Annotated in this window: 17 protein-coding genes and 1 pseudogene; 16 read left to right on the top strand and 2 right to left on the bottom strand. The window is 40.2% G+C overall.

Annotation, left to right across the window (positions count from 1 at the left end; genetic code table 11):
* The first annotated feature begins 218 nt into the window (after positions 1-218).
* The 16 genes from BM086_RS16585 to BM086_RS16660 are packed head-to-tail and all read left to right on the top strand — an operon-like array spanning position 219 to position 17,315.
* Positions 219-1,286: a glycosyltransferase family 4 protein gene (locus tag BM086_RS16585; RefSeq protein ID WP_092329705.1), complete on the top strand. Its 1,068-nt coding sequence runs from the start codon at positions 219-221 to the stop codon at positions 1,284-1,286.
* Positions 1,287-1,290: 4 nt separating this feature from the next.
* Positions 1,291-2,259, top strand: coding sequence for a GDP-mannose 4,6-dehydratase (locus tag BM086_RS16590; protein ID WP_092329708.1), 969 nt, complete (start codon positions 1,291-1,293; stop codon positions 2,257-2,259).
* Between the two features lie 26 nt (positions 2,260-2,285).
* Positions 2,286-3,299, top strand: a complete 1,014-nt coding sequence (locus BM086_RS16595) for a GHMP family kinase ATP-binding protein (RefSeq protein ID WP_092329781.1) — start codon at positions 2,286-2,288, stop codon at positions 3,297-3,299.
* Complete coding sequence (gene gmhB, locus BM086_RS16600) at positions 3,296-4,600, top strand: D-glycero-beta-D-manno-heptose 1,7-bisphosphate 7-phosphatase (protein WP_092329711.1); 1,305 nt, start codon at positions 3,296-3,298, stop codon at positions 4,598-4,600. Before BM086_RS16595 ends, gmhB begins: the two co-directional genes overlap by 4 nt.
* A 42-nt stretch (positions 4,601-4,642) precedes the next feature.
* A complete protein-coding gene (locus tag BM086_RS16605; RefSeq protein WP_207651001.1) occupies positions 4,643-5,302 on the top strand; it encodes a D-sedoheptulose-7-phosphate isomerase in 660 nt (219 codons plus the stop codon).
* Positions 5,303-5,307: 5 nt separating this feature from the next.
* Positions 5,308-5,787 (top strand): acyltransferase, encoded by a 480-nt coding sequence (locus BM086_RS16610; RefSeq protein ID WP_092329714.1) that lies wholly within the window; start codon positions 5,308-5,310, stop codon positions 5,785-5,787.
* The gene (locus BM086_RS16615; RefSeq protein ID WP_092329717.1) at positions 5,784-6,899 is read left to right on the top strand and encodes a glycosyltransferase WbsX family protein; all 1,116 of its coding nucleotides are present in this window, start codon (positions 5,784-5,786) and stop codon (positions 6,897-6,899) included. The genes BM086_RS16610 and BM086_RS16615 overlap by 4 nt, the downstream gene beginning before the upstream one ends.
* 8 nt (positions 6,900-6,907) lie before the next feature.
* A complete protein-coding gene (locus tag BM086_RS16620; RefSeq protein WP_092329720.1) occupies positions 6,908-8,146 on the top strand; it encodes an O-antigen ligase family protein in 1,239 nt (412 codons plus the stop codon).
* Between the two features lie 41 nt (positions 8,147-8,187).
* On the top strand, positions 8,188-9,300 hold the full coding sequence (locus BM086_RS16625) for a glycosyltransferase WbsX family protein (protein WP_092329723.1): 1,113 nt from the start codon (positions 8,188-8,190) through the stop codon (positions 9,298-9,300).
* An 11-nt stretch (positions 9,301-9,311) separates the two neighbouring features.
* Complete coding sequence (locus BM086_RS16630) at positions 9,312-10,544, top strand: CDP-glycerol glycerophosphotransferase family protein (RefSeq protein WP_092329736.1); 1,233 nt, start codon at positions 9,312-9,314, stop codon at positions 10,542-10,544.
* 31 nt (positions 10,545-10,575) lie between these two features.
* Complete coding sequence (locus tag BM086_RS16635; RefSeq protein ID WP_092329738.1) at positions 10,576-12,033, top strand: oligosaccharide flippase family protein; 1,458 nt, start codon at positions 10,576-10,578, stop codon at positions 12,031-12,033.
* Positions 12,034-12,058: 25 nt separating this feature from the next.
* Positions 12,059-13,075 carry an NAD-dependent epimerase/dehydratase family protein gene (locus BM086_RS16640; RefSeq protein ID WP_092329742.1) on the top strand — a complete coding sequence of 339 codons (1,017 nt, stop codon included), beginning with the start codon at positions 12,059-12,061 and terminating at the stop codon, positions 13,073-13,075.
* Positions 13,072-14,223 (top strand): sugar-transfer associated ATP-grasp domain-containing protein, encoded by a 1,152-nt coding sequence (locus BM086_RS16645; RefSeq protein ID WP_092329744.1) that lies wholly within the window; start codon positions 13,072-13,074, stop codon positions 14,221-14,223. Before BM086_RS16640 ends, BM086_RS16645 begins: the two co-directional genes overlap by 4 nt.
* Before the next feature lie 19 nt (positions 14,224-14,242).
* Positions 14,243-14,686, top strand: coding sequence for an adenylyltransferase/cytidyltransferase family protein (locus BM086_RS16650; RefSeq protein ID WP_092329788.1), 444 nt, complete (start codon positions 14,243-14,245; stop codon positions 14,684-14,686).
* A 20-nt stretch (positions 14,687-14,706) separates the two neighbouring features.
* A complete protein-coding gene (locus tag BM086_RS16655) occupies positions 14,707-15,744 on the top strand; it encodes an acyltransferase family protein (RefSeq protein WP_092329746.1) in 1,038 nt (345 codons plus the stop codon).
* Positions 15,741-17,315 (top strand): aldolase catalytic domain-containing protein, encoded by a 1,575-nt coding sequence (locus BM086_RS16660; RefSeq protein WP_092329748.1) that lies wholly within the window; start codon positions 15,741-15,743, stop codon positions 17,313-17,315. Before BM086_RS16655 ends, BM086_RS16660 begins: the two co-directional genes overlap by 4 nt.
* Positions 17,316-17,683: 368 nt before the next feature.
* On the opposite strand, the pseudogene BM086_RS22115 reads toward BM086_RS16660, so the two are convergent.
* Positions 17,684-17,989: pseudogene (locus BM086_RS22115) on the bottom strand (IS1634 family transposase); the annotation flags it as partial.
* 453 nt (positions 17,990-18,442) lie between these two features.
* Positions 18,443-19,166, bottom strand: a 724-nt coding sequence (locus BM086_RS16670) for a PD-(D/E)XK nuclease family transposase (RefSeq protein WP_092329757.1), incomplete at its 5' end; no start/stop codon positions are given.

Genomic DNA, 19,166 nt, shown 5'->3' on the forward strand with positions numbered 1-19,166 from the left:
GGCTTTGGAAATATAGATAGGCAGTTTTGAAGCGCATCTGAGTATAAAAAGTGCATTGTCATTCGGATTAGGAATGTTTTTAGGGATTGGGCAATTTATTTATAAGTACATTTGGTCTTTTTTGAGAACGCGCTCTATTATAAGGAAACTAGGTGATTATTATGGTGGAGATGGATTATTAAAACTACTAATGTGAATAGAGAGGAATTGTTCCTTTTATGAAAAAAGTATTACTTATAACACTATCGTGGCATACAGACCATCAAGAAACTGTCTTCAGCATGTATGAACAGTTGAGACAAAAAGGCATTCAGGTATGGACACTAACGATAGATAATAGCGATTATCCTGCGCCAAAGACAGAAAATAATTTCTTTGTGCGTGCACCGTTGAATCCTGGAATTGAAATGCAAACAGTTAATGCTTATGAACTTCATAAAATGATGCGTATAATCAGGAACATTGACTTTGACGTAGCTTATTTTGAGTCATTTCATTTATGGAATTATCCTATAATGCTTTACTGCAAGATACACAAAAGGCAGTTGGCACATATTATTCATGATGCTGTTATACATAATGGTGATTCTAATGTAAAGCTTAAAACGATGCTGAACAAGTCAATTATTGATTTTTCAGACATTGTTTTAACCAAGAGCCAACTTGGTGCAGAAACTATACGAAGGATGTATCCAAAGAGGTCGGGAAAGATACGAAAAGTCAATGTTTGGAGATCTTTTTCAGGATATTCTCAACCAATAGGAAAAACAGTCTTGTTTTTTGGTAGGTTAAATCTCTATAAGGGAATTGATGAATTGTACCAAACTATAAAAGCTACGCCAAATGTTCAATTTATTGTAAAGGGAAAACCAGATTCTACGGCTGTATCAATTGTAGATAAAATCAGAGAATTACCTAACGTGATTCTTGATGATAGAACGGTACCGTATACTGCCATAGATGATCTTTTTAAACAATCAAAGTGTGTTCTTCTACCATATAAATCAGCGACTCAATCGGGAGTAGTTATTGACGCATTTAAACATTCATGTCCAGTAGTTGCCTTCAGTGTTGGGGCCTTGGGAGAACAAATATTAGATGGAGAAACAGGATTTTTAGTTTCTCCAGGAAGTATAGATGGTTTAAAAGAAAGTATTCATAAAATTTTCGCGATGACAGAAGTCGAATATACTCAAATGTGCAAGAATGCTTATGATTATGGTTTTGATAATTTTTCTGCACAAAGTCAAGTAGATGATTTTATAAAGGCTATAGGGATAGGGTGAAAAAATGAAATCTTTGGTTACAGGTGCTGGCGGAATGGTCGGCTCGCATATGGTAGAACAACTATACTATCGAGGCGATGAAGTGATTGGAGTATGGCATAAAAATAAGAAAAATGTTGAACAGGTAGAGATTCCCGTAAAGTTTGTTCAGTGTGATATTAGGTACGGTCAGGGCATTGATCATCTCATTATGGATAACCTTCCGAATGAGATTTATCACTTGGCGGCACAATCCTATCCAACTGTTTCGTGGATTAATCCTTCGGAAACCATGGATGTAAACGTTTGTGGGCAAATTGCAGTATTTGAGGCAATAAAAAAGGCTCGGAAGTATGTTGAACCAAATTATGATCCAATAGTCGTAGTTGCATGTTCGTCTGCTGAGTATGGAGAGACCCTCAATAAACTTGAAGGTAATGAGGTTTATGTAAAGGAAACGGCTCAGCTTCTCCCACTTCATCCGTATGGCGTGAGCAAAGTGGCACAAGATCTTTTGGCATTCCAGTATTATATGAATGAACATATTCGTTGCATAAGAGCAAGAATTTTCAATTCAACCGGAACAAGGAAAGTCAATGATGTGACTTCAGATTTTACCAAAAGAGCAGTTCTCGCCGAACGTAGTGGCAATCATACTTTGCGTGTTGGTAATATTGATACACGTAGGGCAATTATGGATCAGCGTGATTTAGTACGTGCTTTGATGCTTCTTGCAGAGAAGGGAAAAACAGGCGAAGTATACAATATTTCCAGTGAACATGTCTATCAGATGAGGGATATTATCACAATGATTGAAGAGATAGTTGGCTTCAAATTTTCAATTGAAGTCGATCCGTCACTTCTTAGGCCAACAGATGAACGTATTATCGCTGGAGACGTTACAAGATTGAAAGTGGCTACTGGTTGGAGGCAGGAAATTTCTATGGAGCAAACGATAACAGATATGTTGGATTATTGGAGAAAAGTACTTTAAGTAAAAAGAGGAGAGGAATAGGTAAGATGATAATAACTAGGACTCCGTTCAGAATGTCTTTCTTTGGTGGGGGAACAGATATCGAAAGTTTTTTTAGAGAGCACGGAGGAGCAGTCCTTTCTACTTCTTTTGATAAATACTGCTATGTGACAGTTCGGCATCTTCCGCGATTTTTTGATTACACTTCGGAATTATCATATCAGACTACGGAGCGAGTATCTAATATTGATGACATTAGACATCCTGCTATACGAAATGCCATGAAGATGTTGAATATGCACGAAATCAGGTTGACGTATGAGGCAGATCTTCCTGCTAGATCTGGATTGGGAACAAGTTCTTCCTTTGCTGTGGGAATGCTAAATGCTTTTTATGCACTTGAAGGAACGTATGCTGATAAAAAGAAATTGGCAGACGATGCAATATATCTTGAAAGAAACCTCTGTAATGAGGCTGGAGGGTGGCAGGATCAGGTAGCAGCATCATTCGGTGGTTTTAATAGAATTAACTTTAATCCAGATGGAACTTATGAGGTTTTTCCACTTATTATTCATCCTGATAGAAAAAAACAACTAAATGATAATTTGGTTATGTTTTTTACAGGTTTTACAAGACTTTCATCAGATATGCAAAAGGCTAACGCGTTAGGATATATAGAAAAGATTGCTCAGTTGAAGGAAATGAAAAGTTTGGTTGACGAGGCAGAAAGAGTACTTACAGACAAGTATTGTAGTCTTGATGAATTCGGAAGATTGCTGGACCATACTTGGCGTTTGAAAAGACAAACAGGGGGAGCGATTACTACAGATGGTATTGATCTATTGTACAAAAAGGGAGTTGAAGCAGGAGCGCTTGGCGGTAAGCTGTTAGGTGCAGGTGGCGGGGGATTTCTTGTTTTTTATGTTCAACCTGAAAAGAAAGTGGCTGTGAGAGAGGCTTTGAAAGATTTGTTATATGTGCCATTTAAGTTTGATAACAGTGGTACAAGGGTAATTCATTACACCCCAGAGAGTTATATACCTAAGGAAGAGGAAGAATGAAGACAGTAATCATGGCAGGGGGGAAAGGTACAAGGATTAATTCTGTTGCCTCTGATATTCCGAAACCAATGATTGAAATAGATGGAAAGCCAGTCCTTGAACATGAGATTGAATGTCTTAGGGAACAGGGATTTACGGACCTTATTATTACAGTATCGCATCTTGGTTCGGTTATAATGGATTATTTTAAAGATGGTGGTAGATTTGGCGTTAAGATTCAGTACTTCAACGAGAAACAGCCCCTTGGTAATGCAGGAGCGCTTTTCAAGCTGAGAGATATGCTGAAGGATGATTTTCTGTTATTAAATGCTGATGCAGTGTTTGACGTTGATTTTAATAGGTTTGTGGATTACCACAAGTTGAAAGGTGGACTGGTTACCCTCTTTACACATCCGAATAGCCATCCATATGATAGTGGCTTGGTGATAGCCGATGATAATGATGCTGTGCAGCAATGGTTAACAAAGGAGGATATGCGCCCTATCTGGTATCGGAACTGTGTAAATGCTGGACTGCATGTTATCAATCCTGCTGTGTTGGATATGAGTGGAATTGATTCCGAGATGGTGGGAACAGTAGTTGAGGATAAAGTTTTAATGGTTGATTTGGATAGACAGATTCTCAAACCGCTGTGCGGAACAGGTAAGATGTTTTGCTATAACAGCCCTGAGTACGTCAAGGATATGGGCACACCAGACCGTTATGAAGCTGTATGCAGAGATTTTGAAGCTGGAAGAGTTAAGGAAAAGAATTTGAAACAAAAGCAAAAGGCAATATTCCTCGATCGCGACGGAACGATAAATCGGTATATTGGGTTCCTGAGAAACATAGATGATTTTGAATTATTGCCTGGTGTAACCGAAGCAGTTAGAAAAATAAACGAAAGTGGTTTTCTGGCTATAGTAGTGACTAATCAACCAGTGATAGCAAGAGGAGAGGTTTCAAGAAAACAATTACAAGAAATTCATAATAAGATGGAAACCCTTCTTGGAAAAGGAGGTGCATACCTTGATGGCATATATTATTGCCCACATCATCCACATAGAGGTTATGAGGGAGAAATTCCCGAGCTAAAGATTGAATGTAACTGTCGCAAACCAAGGCCAGGAATGCTGCTAAAAGCAACCGAAGACTTCAATATTGATTTGATGAACAGTTGGATGATCGGAGATGGAGAAAACGATATAAAAGCTGGAAATGATGCTGGATGTAAAACAGCTTTGATTGGTACAGAAGATTTTGGCCAAATGATATCAGCAACTTCGTTAGCAGATGCAGTTGGAAGGATAATCGAAGTGTAAAATGATTGGCTATGAATGGCTTAACTGAGAAGGAAACTTTAAATGAGGATACTAGAATCGAGACTAGAAAAACACATTGAGCTTCTTAACTCTCGCTATCCTGTTCTTGAAGAAGTAAAACAAGACATCATCGATGCTTATTTGGTCATGGAAGAGTGTTATGAACATGACGGGAAATTACTGATAGCTGGGAACGGTGGTTCAGCTGCGGATGCTGAACATATCGCAGGGGAATTAATGAAACGGTTCAAGACACCGAGACCGGTAACGGCAGAGTTTGCGAATAAACTAAGAAATATTGATTCGGTACGTGGTGAAAATTTGGCTAGAAATCTTGAACAGAGCCTGATGGCAATACCATTAGTTGCTCATGAAGCTTTAACTACAGCGTATATAAATGATGTTGATGGACTAGGAGTATTTGCACAGCAGTTATTTGGTTTTGGTCGTGAAGGAGATGTTTTTTTAGGCATAAGTACAAGTGGGAATAGTAAGAATATTATGTCAGCGACGGTGGTGGCAAGAGCTCTTGGAATAAAGGTTATAGGGTTAACAGGTGCAAGTGGTGGAGAAATTGCTAATGTGGCTGACGTGTGTGTTAAGGTTCCGGAAAGCGAAACGTACGTCATCCAAGAATATCATTTACCAATATATCATTGTTGGTGTCTGATGTTGGAGGAAAAGTTTTTTGGAAAGGATTAAAACATATGGGACGATTGAGTAGATATTTATTCCTTTTGCGTGTATTTATTCATGCGGGGGGGTATAAACGAGCAGAGTTTTTGAGGGCGAAGCATTATTTTAGGGCTCAAGGAGAGCATTGCTATCTTCAGCCCTGGAATTTTGGGACTGAGCCACATTTGATTTCTTTTGGAAGTAATGTTCATGTGGCAAGCAATGTAACATTCATTAACCATGACATTACATGCATGATGTTTAACTACATGGACAAGGGACATAGATACAGGCTCCGTCAGGGCAAAATTAATATAGGCGATAACGTTTTTATCGGTTCGAACTCAACTATTCTATACGACGTGAACATCGGAAACAATGCCATCATCGGCGCTGGAAGTCTGGTCAACAAGGATATTCCCAGTGGAACAGTGGCTGCAGGAGTCCCGGCAAAGGTTATAGGAAACTTCGAAGATTACAGAAAGAAATTGATAAAGGATGACAAGGAATGACTAAGAGAGATCCGCTCGTAGTAGCACTATACCTGCCTCAGTATTATGAGACAGAATATAACAATAAATGGTGGGAAAAAGGCTATACCGAGTGGACGGCGCTCCGTCGGGCAAAGCCATTATACAAAGGTCATAACCAACCTCGTGTTCCACTTGATCAGAATTATTATGATCTGTCTGTCCGTGACAACATCAAATGGCAGATGGATCTTGCAAAAGAATATGGCGTAGATGGTTTTGCTATTTATCAGTATTACTCTTGCGGAAATAAGCTTCTGGAAGTGCCCACAGAAATCATCCAGGATGATCCAACTCTAGACCTGCCCTTCTTCCTCTACTGGGCTAACGAGTCTTGGAAAAAGGCGTGGTTCGGTCAGGACAATACTGTTGTGTGGGAACAAAAGTATGGAAGCGAAGAAGACTGGAGAATTCAGTTCGATTATTGTCTTCAGTATTTCAAAGATGATCGATACATAAAAATTGATGGTAAGCCTATATATGCAATTTATAATCCATGGGCCTTGCCGGACGGAGATCGATTCCTTGATCTTTGGAATGCATGGGCGAAAGATAATGGCTTGCCCGGAATCTTCTTTGTAAAAAATATAGGTAGCCATGACAGAGATACATTAGGAAAATGGTCTGCCAAGATAACCAGAGAGCCAAACTACACGTTTGCCCATGATGAAGGATTATTAGAGAAAGTTTATAGGGTTGGAACGACAAGAATTATTGATTTTCTAAATAGAAAAATCCTCATTGAGCGAGGAAAGGGAATTGTTCAATTAAAACGATCCTATGATGTTATGTGGGAGAAGATTCTGAACAGGAACAATCAAGATGGACATACCATCCTTGGTTGCTTTTCTGATTGGGATAATTCCCCACGTAAAAGCTATAATTCCCTAATTATGCAGGGAGCATCTCCAGAAAAGTTTAAAAACTACTTCTCAAGATTATTGAAGAAGGCCAAACAGATTCATTCACCGATGGTCGTGATAAATGCCTGGAATGAATGGGCTGAAGGCGCTTATCTTGAGCCGGATAAAAGATATGGCTATGGATATCTTGAGGCAATAAAAGCAGCAAAAACAGAAACTACTACTATTTAGAGAGTGAAATGCGAATGAAGGTACGAGCAGATAAATTTGGGAAATATATTTTCTTGTTATACGTATTCTTAGTATTGTCCCTTCCTGATGGTATCAAGAATATGACGTGCCTTTATAAAATGTCAACTAGAGGCTTACCGATACTTTATACCTATAATTATTACTTTTCATTTCTTGAAATCCCGATTATTTTGGTGGGACTATATGTTTATAGGGCAAGTATTATTATCCGATTTGGAAAGATTATTGTGGTTGTTGCCCTTTTGAACATCATTTATGCTGTTATCGGCATGGAAATGAATATTGTTTCTATTAACAGCTATGAATTGTTCCTCCTTCTACTTACAGGCTTTTCAACGGCGTCAATAGTAATGTGGGTGGCTGATGATTTGCATGAATTGGAAAAGATTTTAGACTGGTTTATCCTACTACAATTTTTGCTGCAAATTGTCAGCGCAATTTCTGGGGCGTCTGGTGCTGATGGACGATATGCCGCAATCGGTATGGGAAGCGGAGCGACTGCAAGCTTGGCAGCGGCATACTTGCTGTGGGCACTGTTTTGCAGAACATCAAAAACATGGTGGCCTCCAATTGTATACTCCATTCTTTCCATAATTCTAAGCGGGTCAAGAGCAAATTTTCTTGCATTTATATTTATAGCTGTTGTGTTTTCGGGCCGTTTAATTCGCAGACAAATTCGACAGGGAAATAAAAGAAATGTTCAGCTGATTATATTGATAGGATTAGCAGTACTGGCTTTGGCAATATACTTTGGTTATCAACGTGGTATGTCAGAATTGCTTGCCAGATTTACAAATCTATTTCAAGGTAGTTTTGTTAGTAATGTTCAAGAGGACGCGTCTTATCTCGGAAGATTAAGAAGCTTCCAGGGAAGTATGCGTATTCTACAGCGGCATCCATTTGGTATACCATTTTCAATCTATGCAATAGAATATTACTCGGCTTACACTTTTAGTATGGAGTATCCACATTCAACACTACTAAGTTATATCCTTTTGTGGTCACCGGTGGTCGCAGCTTTTTGTGTGTTTTATTTGGTCAGACTTATGACGAGATGTTTTAAGAGAAAATTGGATGACGGGATTTATCTGCTTTACTATCTTGCCATGATTATTTTTTACGGGTCACCGGTGTTATATTCTAAGGCCTATGCGTTTACTCTCATAATAATTTCTTACATTGTAGTGAAAATGCGGTTTGCTGATAACGGAGAGCAATATGATTGACGTATGATTGATGAAGAACAGAAATCAGGAGTTAATGAACAATGAAACTAATTGCCTTTTATCTTCCTCAATTTCACACTTTCCCGGAAAACGACGAGTGGTGGGGAAAGGGCTTTACAGAATGGACTAATACAAGAAAAGGGAAACCTGTATTTCATGGGCATTATCAGCCGCATACTCCTTTGAATGAGAATTATTATGACCTCGTTCTCGATAAGAGTGTATTGCCTAAACAAATCAAAATGGCAAAAGATTACGGAGTCGATGGCTTTTGCTATTATCACTACTGGTTTGCAAATGGCAAAAAACTCATGGAAAAACCAATCGAGCGAATGCTTGCTGATAAAACACTGGATATGCCATTTTGCCTATGCTGGGCAAATGAAAACTGGTCCAGAAGGTGGGATGGAAGTGAAGAATCTATCCTAATGGCACAGGATTATGGGGATAAGCAAGGCTGGATTGATCACTTCAATTATCTGCTGAAGTTTTTTGAAGATGATAGGTATATGAGAGATGAACAGGGAAGACCAATTCTGTTGGTTTATAAGCCCCAGCTGATAGATACGCTTGATGATCTGCTTGCTTGTTGGCGGGAGCTTGCAAAAAACGCTGGGCTTCCCGGAATCTGTATTGCCTGTCAATACCCACAGTATGGAGAACAAATCGAGAAAAAATTTGACTACCATATTGAGTTCGAGCCATCTGCAACAACAGGCATTCCGGGAGAGAGTTTTGCGAAAGCATGGAAAATATCACCAAAATATGCTCTGGAAGTTGGGATGACTAAACTGCTACAAGCAACGAAGGTAAGGTCTTATAAAAAATATAGCTATAAAGATGCAGTTGAGGCTTCAATTAGACGACCGTTACATAACAGCAGAGAATGGCTCGGTGTCTTTACAGGTTGGGACAATACTGCACGCAGAGGGAAAAATGGTATCATTTATCACAACTCCACACCAGAGCTATTTGAGGAGTATGTTGAAAAACAGCTGATAAAATCATTAAGAGCTGGACAAGAGGGTGTTCTGTTTATCAATGCATGGAACGAGTGGGCGGAAGGAGCGCATCTTGAACCGGATGAGAAATATGGAATGAGATATCTTGAGGCTTTGCGGAGAGCGAAGAATAAGGTTTTAAAAGAGAGGTAAGGGGTTCGCATATGAGCGCATTATCAGGGGCTATTAACAGACTAAAGACGATATTTTCTAACATCTGGGTTGGAATAGAAAGTGGTGTTTTGCACCGTGACAAGAATGTCGTCTTGTTTGGAGCCTGGATGGGCGCGAAATTTGCTGATAATTCTCGGTTTTTATTTCAGTATCTTTCGAGAAATCAAGAGTCTCTTGGCTTGAAGAAAGTCATCTGGGTTACAAGAAATGAAGAAGTTAATGCCTTGTTGAACAACTTAGGATATGAGTCATATCTGTGTGGAACAAAAGAAAGCAGATATTGGCATTTGAAGGCAGGCACTCATATCGTGTGTAATGCGACGAATCGTCAAGGGCATGATGCAGACATAGATATTCAGTATTCCTGGGGTGCAAGGAAAATTCAGCTTTGGCACGGCGTAGGAATGAAATCGGTCGGAGCTATTGCCAATGAGCATATATCTGTTGGTGGAAGCTTCTGGAGCCAGTTAAAGTCAAACAGAAACTTGAACATGCTAATGTCTGAAGGAGGATGGGGCGAAGCGTATTTCCTTACAACCAGTCCGGTAAAACTAAAAGTATGCCAGGCAATTGCTGCATGTAGTGAGGAAAGTATGTTCATTTCCAGCTATCCTCGAAACTGTGAGTGCGTAGAATTGCTGCCGCGAGAAAGTGAAGTAATTAACATAGTTAAAGCATTTAAAGGTGCTGTTTTTTATCTTCCGACATTTAGGAAGGATTACAGTGCATATGTACATCCGCTGACGGATGCCGGGGTTAAACAGTTCCTGCTCGATAACAACTTCTTGTGGATTGAAAAACCTCACAGTGCATCGACGTTTCAGTATCAGGATTTCAGTATCAAAAACGTATTGTTTTTAGATTCTGATTTCGATGTAAATGTTTTGTATCCTTTTGTTTCCACCGTTATGTCGGATTATTCCTCAGCCGTATTTGATGCTGTGTACAGGCACATTCCTGTGATTATGTTCACACCTGATCTGGAACAATTCAAGGGTGGAAACATCGGATTAACCTTCGATGTTGAAGCGAATTGTGCTTCCGTAATTACCAGAACAATACCAGAAACCATCCAGATGCTCGAGGAAATATCTATTTCAACCTATTTCAACAAACCTGGAATAACCGAATTTTATGACCGATATCTAAGGGAATTCTGGAATAATACAAAAGCTACTTATGACCAGATTTGGAATGATATAAGAAAAAAAGCAAACCTGTAAAGTCATTTTACGGTATGAGCGGAGAATATCAATGGCAAATAACAAATCGCTCTCCAAGGGCGGAATGTACTATTTAATATATAACGTACTGAACTTGGCATTTCCGTTTGTTAACGGAATATATGTAGCCAGAGTCCTATTACCAGCGAGTATAGGTGCTGTAGCTGCTGCGCAGAACTTTGCTCAGTATTTTATCATTCTTGCTTTTCTTGGAATCCCAACATACGGCCTTAGAGAAATAGCAAAAGCGCGGAATAATCAAGAAGAAAGAAGTAAAGTATATTCTGAGCTATTTATTATTAACCTGATATCAACTATAACGTTTCTTACTGTATACACAGTATTGATTTTAATTATCCCAGCATACAGAAATGAACTGGCTCTTTATTTGATAGCGGGCATCTCGGTAGCATTAAACGCTATTAATATCTCATGGCTATATGAGGGCATGGAAGAATTCAAGTTTATTTCTATGCGTAATCTTGCTTTTAAAACAGTGGCTTTTCTTCTTCTAATTTTTCTTGTTAGAGATGAAAGCGACATTTACATATATGCATTTATTTCTGTTATCAGCTACGCCGGGAATTATATCGTAAACATGATCTATTCGCCCAGGTATGTAAAGCTTACAACAAAGGGGCTGAATCTGAGACGCCATATGAAATCCATCTTGTATCTTGTGGCTGTGAATTTGGCTATTGAGCTTTACTCACTGATGGATGTAACAATGATGAACTTCATGTGCGGTAAGGATAGCATTGCATTTTATAAATATGGTTACCAGATCGAGAAAATGCTCCTGCAAGTCGTGAACACCTTTACGATTGTACTGATTCCACGGATATCCTTCTATTATAAAGAGAAAAAAATTGATGAGTTCAACCGAATGATTTCAAAGGCGTTGAAGCTGATTATAATCACTTCCATTCCTATGATGGTTGGCATATATTTCACATCGGATTTCCTAATGGTAAAGATGTATGGTGCGCAATATGTTACCTCTGCCCTGATCCTTAAGATGTTCTCCTCACTGCTCCTAATATCTCCCGTAGGTTACCTTCTCGGTTCTAGAGTGCTTTTAGTGACGGGACATGAAAACTTGATGATCGTTAGTGTCGGTATTGGGGCACTTGTAAATCTGATAGGAAATGCTCTGCTTATTCCGCGATATGCAGAGTTCGGTGCTACAGTTGCTTCGATTATCAGTGAGATAGTCGTTATGTTGGTCTATGTCAATCTGGGAAAGAAGCATTTCAAACTGGAGGGAATTCCACAGACAGCAATAAAGGTTTTGTTTTCAGCTGTCCTTATGGGTGTTTACCTGTTTGCATGCTCATTGCTCCCTGTTAATCCCTGGATTGTACTAATGCTTCAAGTGGCAGGAGCGGTAGCAATATACTTTATAGTCCTGATCGTAGCAAAAGAGAATGTCGTTGTCGAGTATGCACAGATAGCGGCCAGAAAAGGAAAAGCATTGATTCGACGTTGAGATTAGATGAAAAGGGGATATACCGATGGACTTTTCTGCATTGTACAACAAATCAATAATGATTACTGGCGCGACCGGCATGATCGGTCAGAATATTGTTTCCTATATCAGGCGGCTGAATGAAAAGAAAAACGCAGCGATAACAATCATCGCTCATGGTCGCAGCGAAGAAAAGCTAAAAGCGCTGTATGGAGAATACCTGAATGAGGCACTGTTCAAAACAACAATCTTTGATGTGACAGAGCTTCAGTACGATGGTCCTGTAGACTATATAATTCACACGGCCAGCATCACGGGTGGAAGTAAACAGCATCTTGATTATCCCATGCGAACACTTGGCACTGCCATCAATGGGACAAGACGTGTACTGGATTTGGCAATGGACAAGCATTGCCAAGGTGTGGTCTTCCTGTCATCCCTTGAGGTCTATGGCTATACAGGAAACGCGGAAAAGAACATCACAGAAACTGATGGCGGATATATCGATACGATGAATCCAAGGAGTAGCTATTCGGAGGGGAAAAGAATCTCTGAGTGTATGTTTACTGCATATGCAAAGCAGTATGGTCTTCCAGCTATGGTCGCAAGGCTTACGGCCTCTTTTGGGGCGGGGGTTTCTCCAAAGGACAACCGTGTTTTTGCGCAGTTCGCAAAGAGCATTCTTGCTGGTGAGGATATCATCCTTAAGTCTACAGGGGAGACGGTACGTGATTATTGCGATGCAATGGACGTGGCTGCTGCGCTATTGACAATATTGGCGTTTGGTACTCCCGGACAGGCATATAACGTAGCCAACATGGATACGGAAATTTCAATTCGTGATCTTGCACAGAAGTTCATTGACTTGTATCCGGAAGCAGGAAGTAAGCTGGTTTTTGATCTGAAAGAAGATTCTGCGAAGTTCGGTTATAATCCCATAATGAGGAATGTCCTGGATTCCACAAAGCTCATGAGCCTTGGCTGGGAGCCAGAGTATTCGATTGATGATATGATACGGCATCTTGTGGAGTCTCTGAGAAAGAACAGGAGAGTAAACAAATGAGTGTTACAGGTCTGATTAAGAAGCCTGTTAGGGCAATCATAGGTAAAGTGCAAAGGACTCTCTCTGAACGAGAGGTCAGAAATCTCTATAGGGCAAAAACAATGCCTGCACACGAGTATCTCAAGGCTAATCCGATGCCAGAACTAACAGAGGCGCAACGGAAAGAGATAGATTTATTCTGGTCACAGTATGGGATCAGGATTCTGGATTACAGCTGGTTTAGGTGGTATTACGGTGTTACCGGAATCGAGGATCCGAGATTCATTCCGCAGGATGTGTATTCTTATATTATCTGGCCTTATCACGACAATGAAGAGTTCTGTCTCGCGTGGAAGGATAAGAATCTGTTTGAGAGGTTTGTACCGGGAATTCCGTTTCCCAAAAACTATATTCGCCGGATCCATGGCCGCTTCTTTGATGGTGATGGTAACTACCTCCCCGACGAGAATACAGTGATAATGGTGTTGTCCCATGTGGGGAGGGTAATAGTCAAGGATGCTTGGGACTCCGGAGAAGGCCGTGGAGTTACAAAGTATGCGCTAAATAATGAAGCTGATATCAGAAAGCTGCTCACAGACTGGAATCACTCGGACAACTATCTTGTTCAGGAGCTGATTCAGCAGAATAGAGTATTCTCTCAGTTTAACGAAAGCTCCGTGAATATCATGCGTATCAACACCTGGAAATATGGTGAAGAGGTGCATGTATTCTGCCCAACACTGCGTATAGGAGCAGAAGGATCGACTACAGATATCTGCTATATCGATGGGGTGGAAATAACTCAAACCTGCGCCATTACGATGGATGGGCATTTTGGAGACAATATTGTAAATCAGCATGGCAGAGTCCAGATTACCAGTGAGACAGTTGAACTGCCAGATGCAGTCATTCCAAAATGGGAAGAGGTAGTAAAACTGGCTATGCAGGGCCATAAGATGCTGGACCATTTTGATATTGTCGGATGGGACTTTACGGTTACGGATGATGAAAGAGTCGTTTGCATCGAATATAACATCAAGAGGCCGGGAACCGTATTTTATCAGCATGTAAATGGACCATTCTTTGGAGAGTATACGGAGCAGGTTCTTGAATTTCTGAAAGATAAGAAGAACCAGGTAAAGTATATTCCAGAATGGATGAGATTATAGATTGAAGGGAGTAAAAGCAATGGCAAAGTATAAAGTCGGGTTTACCGTAGGAACATTTGATATGTTCCATATTGGGCATCTCAATCTGTTCAGACAGGCCAAAGAGTATTGTGATCATCTAATCGTTGCTGTTCACACGGACGAATGGGTCATGCATTGTAAAAACCGTCCGACCGTCATTTCCTATGAAGATCGGGCAGCGATTGTCGCCGGATGCCGCTATGTGGACGAGGTTGTCCCGAATGAGACGAGAAGTAAGATGGAAGCGTGGAACAAATATCACTTTGATGTTGCTTTTATCGGTGATGACTGGAAAGGCACAGAGGTTTGGAACAAGATCGAAGCTGAACTGAAAGAAGTGGGCTGCGATACGATTTACATTCCATATACACAGGGAATTTCTACAACTGAAATCCGAAAGAAGCTGGGAGAAAAAACTGATAAGGTTGAAGCGAAGCAATAAAGGACTCAGAGGAAAATAATATGAGCGGAGCAAAGCTCGTTCAGAGAGCAACAGCTAGAATTGAATACCTTGATCTGGCTAAAGCCATAGGAATCATTCTCGTGATTGCAGGTCACGTGGTATCTTCGGATACGACCGCAAAGAAAGTCATTTATTCTTTTCACATGCCGCTGTTTTTCCTCCTGTCCGGAGTACTCTTAAAGGCACGTGCTAAGTATAGCAAGGAAACATGGGTTCAGCTGATAACTAAAAAGGCGAAAGGATTACTTGTTCCTTTCGTCCTGTGGGGATTGCTATATTCTTCTTTTTCCTTCAAACACACGGCGTTGATTCTGTATGGCACACGGGAAACACTGATCGCGGCTGAATCGTTGACATCCCTTTGGTTCCTTCCGGTAATGTTTCTGGCGTTCCTTATCTGTGAAGGGGCCTTGCAAATCACAAACAGATTGAAGACGCCATGGATAGGAATTCTGATCAGTACCATGATACTTGCGATAATTGGATTCCTTTGTCCTCATCACCCTGTGTATGGCAATCCGTGGGGAATTGATATTGCTTTTATTGCGGCATCGTTCATGCTCATAGGAATGTTGGCAAGAGCGGGAATAGAGAAGCTGTCGGATGCCAAATATCAGGCTGTTGCTCTGGCTGTCTGTACAGTACTATTCATTGTCACGGTACGATTCAGCAGTTCATCTGTAGGATATGTTCTGATGGCAAATGCGGAATATGGGAATGTAATTGTATTCTTCCTTTGTGCATTGTTTGGATCAGCTACGGTTTTGATGCTATCTTGCCTGATTACAGGGAAGTTTACCAGATGGCTTCAACCTATAGGGCAGAAAACACTGGGTATCTTTCTGGTACACAAACCTGTTGTGGAACTTGGACGCAGTATTGTGGTAAGACTGGGGAGCAGCTTTGATCATCCGATTTTTACCATACTAATTACAGCAGTTGCGCTAACCGTTTCATATATCATCGTGACAATCATTCAAATGATAATCCCAGATATAGTTGGATTAAAGTGCGAAACTGAGAGAGGAAGAAAATGAACAAAATTAACCTACTAGATTGCACCTTACGTGATGGAGGCTATATCAACAACTGGAAATTCGGATTCAGGACGATTCAAAGCATACTCGAAAAACTCGTTCTTTCGGGCGTCGAATATGTGGAATGCGGTTACCTCTCTGAAAAAAAAGGTGGAAATGAAGATTTTACGCAATACAGGAGTTTTGATGCGATTCGCCGAGTCAAACCGCAGGGAAACGGGAAACAGCAGTTCGCGGTCATGATTGACTATGGACAATATGATATTGCGCATATTCCTCAAGCCGAAACTGATTCACCAATCATTCGTGTATGTTTTCACAAAAAGGATAAGGATGGTGCATTGGATTACTGCAAACAGCTGATGGAGAAAGGTTATAGCGTCTTTGTTCAACCTATGGCTTCCCTTAACTACACGGATGTGGAGTTTGTGGAGATCATTCAAAGAGTTAATGAGCTTTCTCCGGCTTGCTTCTATATTGTCGACAGCTTTGGTGTGATCGAAATTGAAAATTTCCAGAGGATACTGTTCCTTGCAGACCACAACTTGAGGGACGGAATAATTCTAGGATATCACGCGCATAACAATCTCCAGCAGGCTTACGGAAATGCAAAGTACATGGTTGAGCAAAGGCTGCTTCATGACATCATGTTGGATGCCAGTGTCTACGGTATGGGGCGTGGCGCAGGAAATCTGAACATGGAATTGTTCGCTTCATATCTCAACAAAAATTACGACAAGTTCTATAACATTGATGCCTTTCTGGATATCATGGATGAGCATCTGAAGCCTATTTTTGCTGAACATTATTGGGGCTACTCATTACCGTTTTATCTGTCAGCCCAGTATAACTGTCATCCAAATTACGCTGGGTATTTTGCAGATAAAAATACTTTGAGCAACAAATCGATGCGTCTGTTACTTGCATCGCTTCCGGCAGATGTTAAGAACCATTATTCAGCTGAACTAGCCGAAGAATACTATCAGTCATTCCAGAAAAAGTACGTAGATGATAGTGAGACCCTTGATGAACTAAAAGCTAAAATAGGTGACAATAAGATATTGATTCTCGCACCGGGTAAATCGTTAATAGATCATCAGGATTCAATTCAAGACTATATTTCAGACAATCAGCCCGTGGTCATCGCAATCAATGTTGCAGAAGAGCAGTTCAGATGTGACTATCTGTTCTGCGCAAGTGAAAAAAGATTAAAGGGCCTAATTGTTCCTGATGGATGTAAATTGATCGTTTCGAGTAACATTGATCAGGAAATTGATGCCCTACGGATCAATTATGCTTCCTACCTGGGCACTGAGGACTTGGTGGCAGACAACCCTGCGCTTATGGTAATACGCATACTAATTGCAATCGGCGTGAAGGGGATAGCAGTTGCCGGGCTCGATGGATATAGTGCATCAGCGGAGGATAACTACTATGACCCCAGGCTTGCACTCGGAACAAGTATTAGCATAAAGATGCAGAAAAATGTATTAATACGTAAAGAGCTTAAACTATTGGAGAGCCATATGGACATAATGTTCCTGACTCCCAGTAAATACTGTGAACAATGAGGATCTGATATGAAACTACGTGCCTGTCACTTTTAACAATTTGTAAACACTTGTTCGAAAGTGTTGACAGGCATTTTATTTGATGATATAATCCCATCTTTGACACCTAAAAAGCCGCAATCCCAGTGTACACCTGGGGTTACGGCTTTATTTTTTTCTCGTGAAAAGCGTAATACTACGTAAAATTGTCTGAAAATGTAGCCTTGCCTACGGCAAGCCTCTGTATTAATGGAGGCACCGGACATTTATATCAAGACCCAAGTTCATATCCGCTTAAGTGTCTTTGTATCAAGAGCCATATATATGACTCTTGAGGACTATCATTTAAGCGGATATGAACTAAGGGTGTCCGACAAGCGGACAGTTCTTTATAACCCTTTAGTTCTCCTGATTATACCTGCCATTGACTTTGGTGTTATAAGTTCATAGGCTGTTCTGAATCCTGCGTTTTCATGAAGAGAATCGGTCAGCTGTGTCCTTGTATAGCTTTGGATATATCCGTGTTCGCCAACTTTTCTCATATCCATTTCTCGGAGTGTTTTTATTATCTCCTCGCAGGTGTATCTGTCGCCCAGTTTCTTTTCGAGTATCCTGTAGATCATAAGTGCTATGAAACATGTGAGGAAGTGGGCTTCAATCCTGTCATCCCGTTGCAGATATACAGGTCTTGCTTCAGGGGCAAGTGCCTGTCACCACTGTGGTCAACTTAAGCTGTAAAGCTAGATAAATGTAAGCGGTAAACAAAAGGCGTATAGAGAAAGCCCATAGGAATGTGCCTGGCATCCCTTAGCAAGTTTATAGTTTTAAAGTTTACTTTCAATACAATATGTGTATGTATATCCGCTATATTATGCGGAATGATTACTTTGATAATGATGCTCTTAACATTTGCCAAGGCAGAGGTGGTACAATTCTTTCGTAGAATATTATAAAAAAGTAGTTTTTTCGCAATCATAGTGATAACCAGTAAGTCTTTTTTTGATATATACAATTATTTTGAGCATACAATATGATATTGGTGCTTTTTACTGTAAAGAGTAAAAAATACTGAGTAAAAATCATTTTTTGATTTTTACTCAGGAAAGTTTGGGGTAAACACGTTTATCTAATCAATGTATGTTTGTTTTTTATTTCTTGCATTTTAGTCGTTCAATTTCGTCTTGAAGAGCTTTGATGGTGGCGTCTTTGTCAGCAATAGTGGCGTCTTTGTCAGCAATGGCAGCATCTTTATCGGCGATAGCAGCATCCTTTTTGGCAATAGTGGCATCTTTATTAGCAAGCTCTTCATTCGCAGAATCCAGTTCTTCCTGAAGTTCATCAATCATATATTTAACTGTATTACGGTCAAGTTCTGCAAGTTCTTTAGAATACATATTAATCACCCTCTCGACATTGAGACATATATCATAAAGGTCTTCATATAACGTTCTGAAATATGGATATTTCTCGATAAGCTTGATAATATACTCAGGTTCGTCACACCCGAGGAAGGTTAGCCAGGCATCAAGCTCACAGTTTATACCTTCATTTTCATTATGGAGCTTTTGCAGGAAAATATCAATCGGGATGAAGATATAATTTTGCAGCATATTTAGATGGATGCCGGTGTCAGAAGTGGTGGAAAAACGGTGAATGTAAGTATCAGGATAATCATTAAAGCTTGAAAAGCTGTTTTCAAAGAATACAATGGTATAAACTGGAGCAATATCTTTATAACTAAAGTGTTCCTTTGCCTGATCCTTAAGTCGCTTGTACTGACGTAGGAGTAGGTCTGCCGAGTAGCAGGAGGCTCTTTCACCAGCGAATTTATAACCGATTTTTTGGACTTCGATATTGGCTATAGTGTGGTCT

The organism is Butyrivibrio sp. YAB3001, from assembly GCF_900112195.1.
GTDB lineage: Bacteria > Bacillota > Clostridia > Lachnospirales > Lachnospiraceae > Butyrivibrio.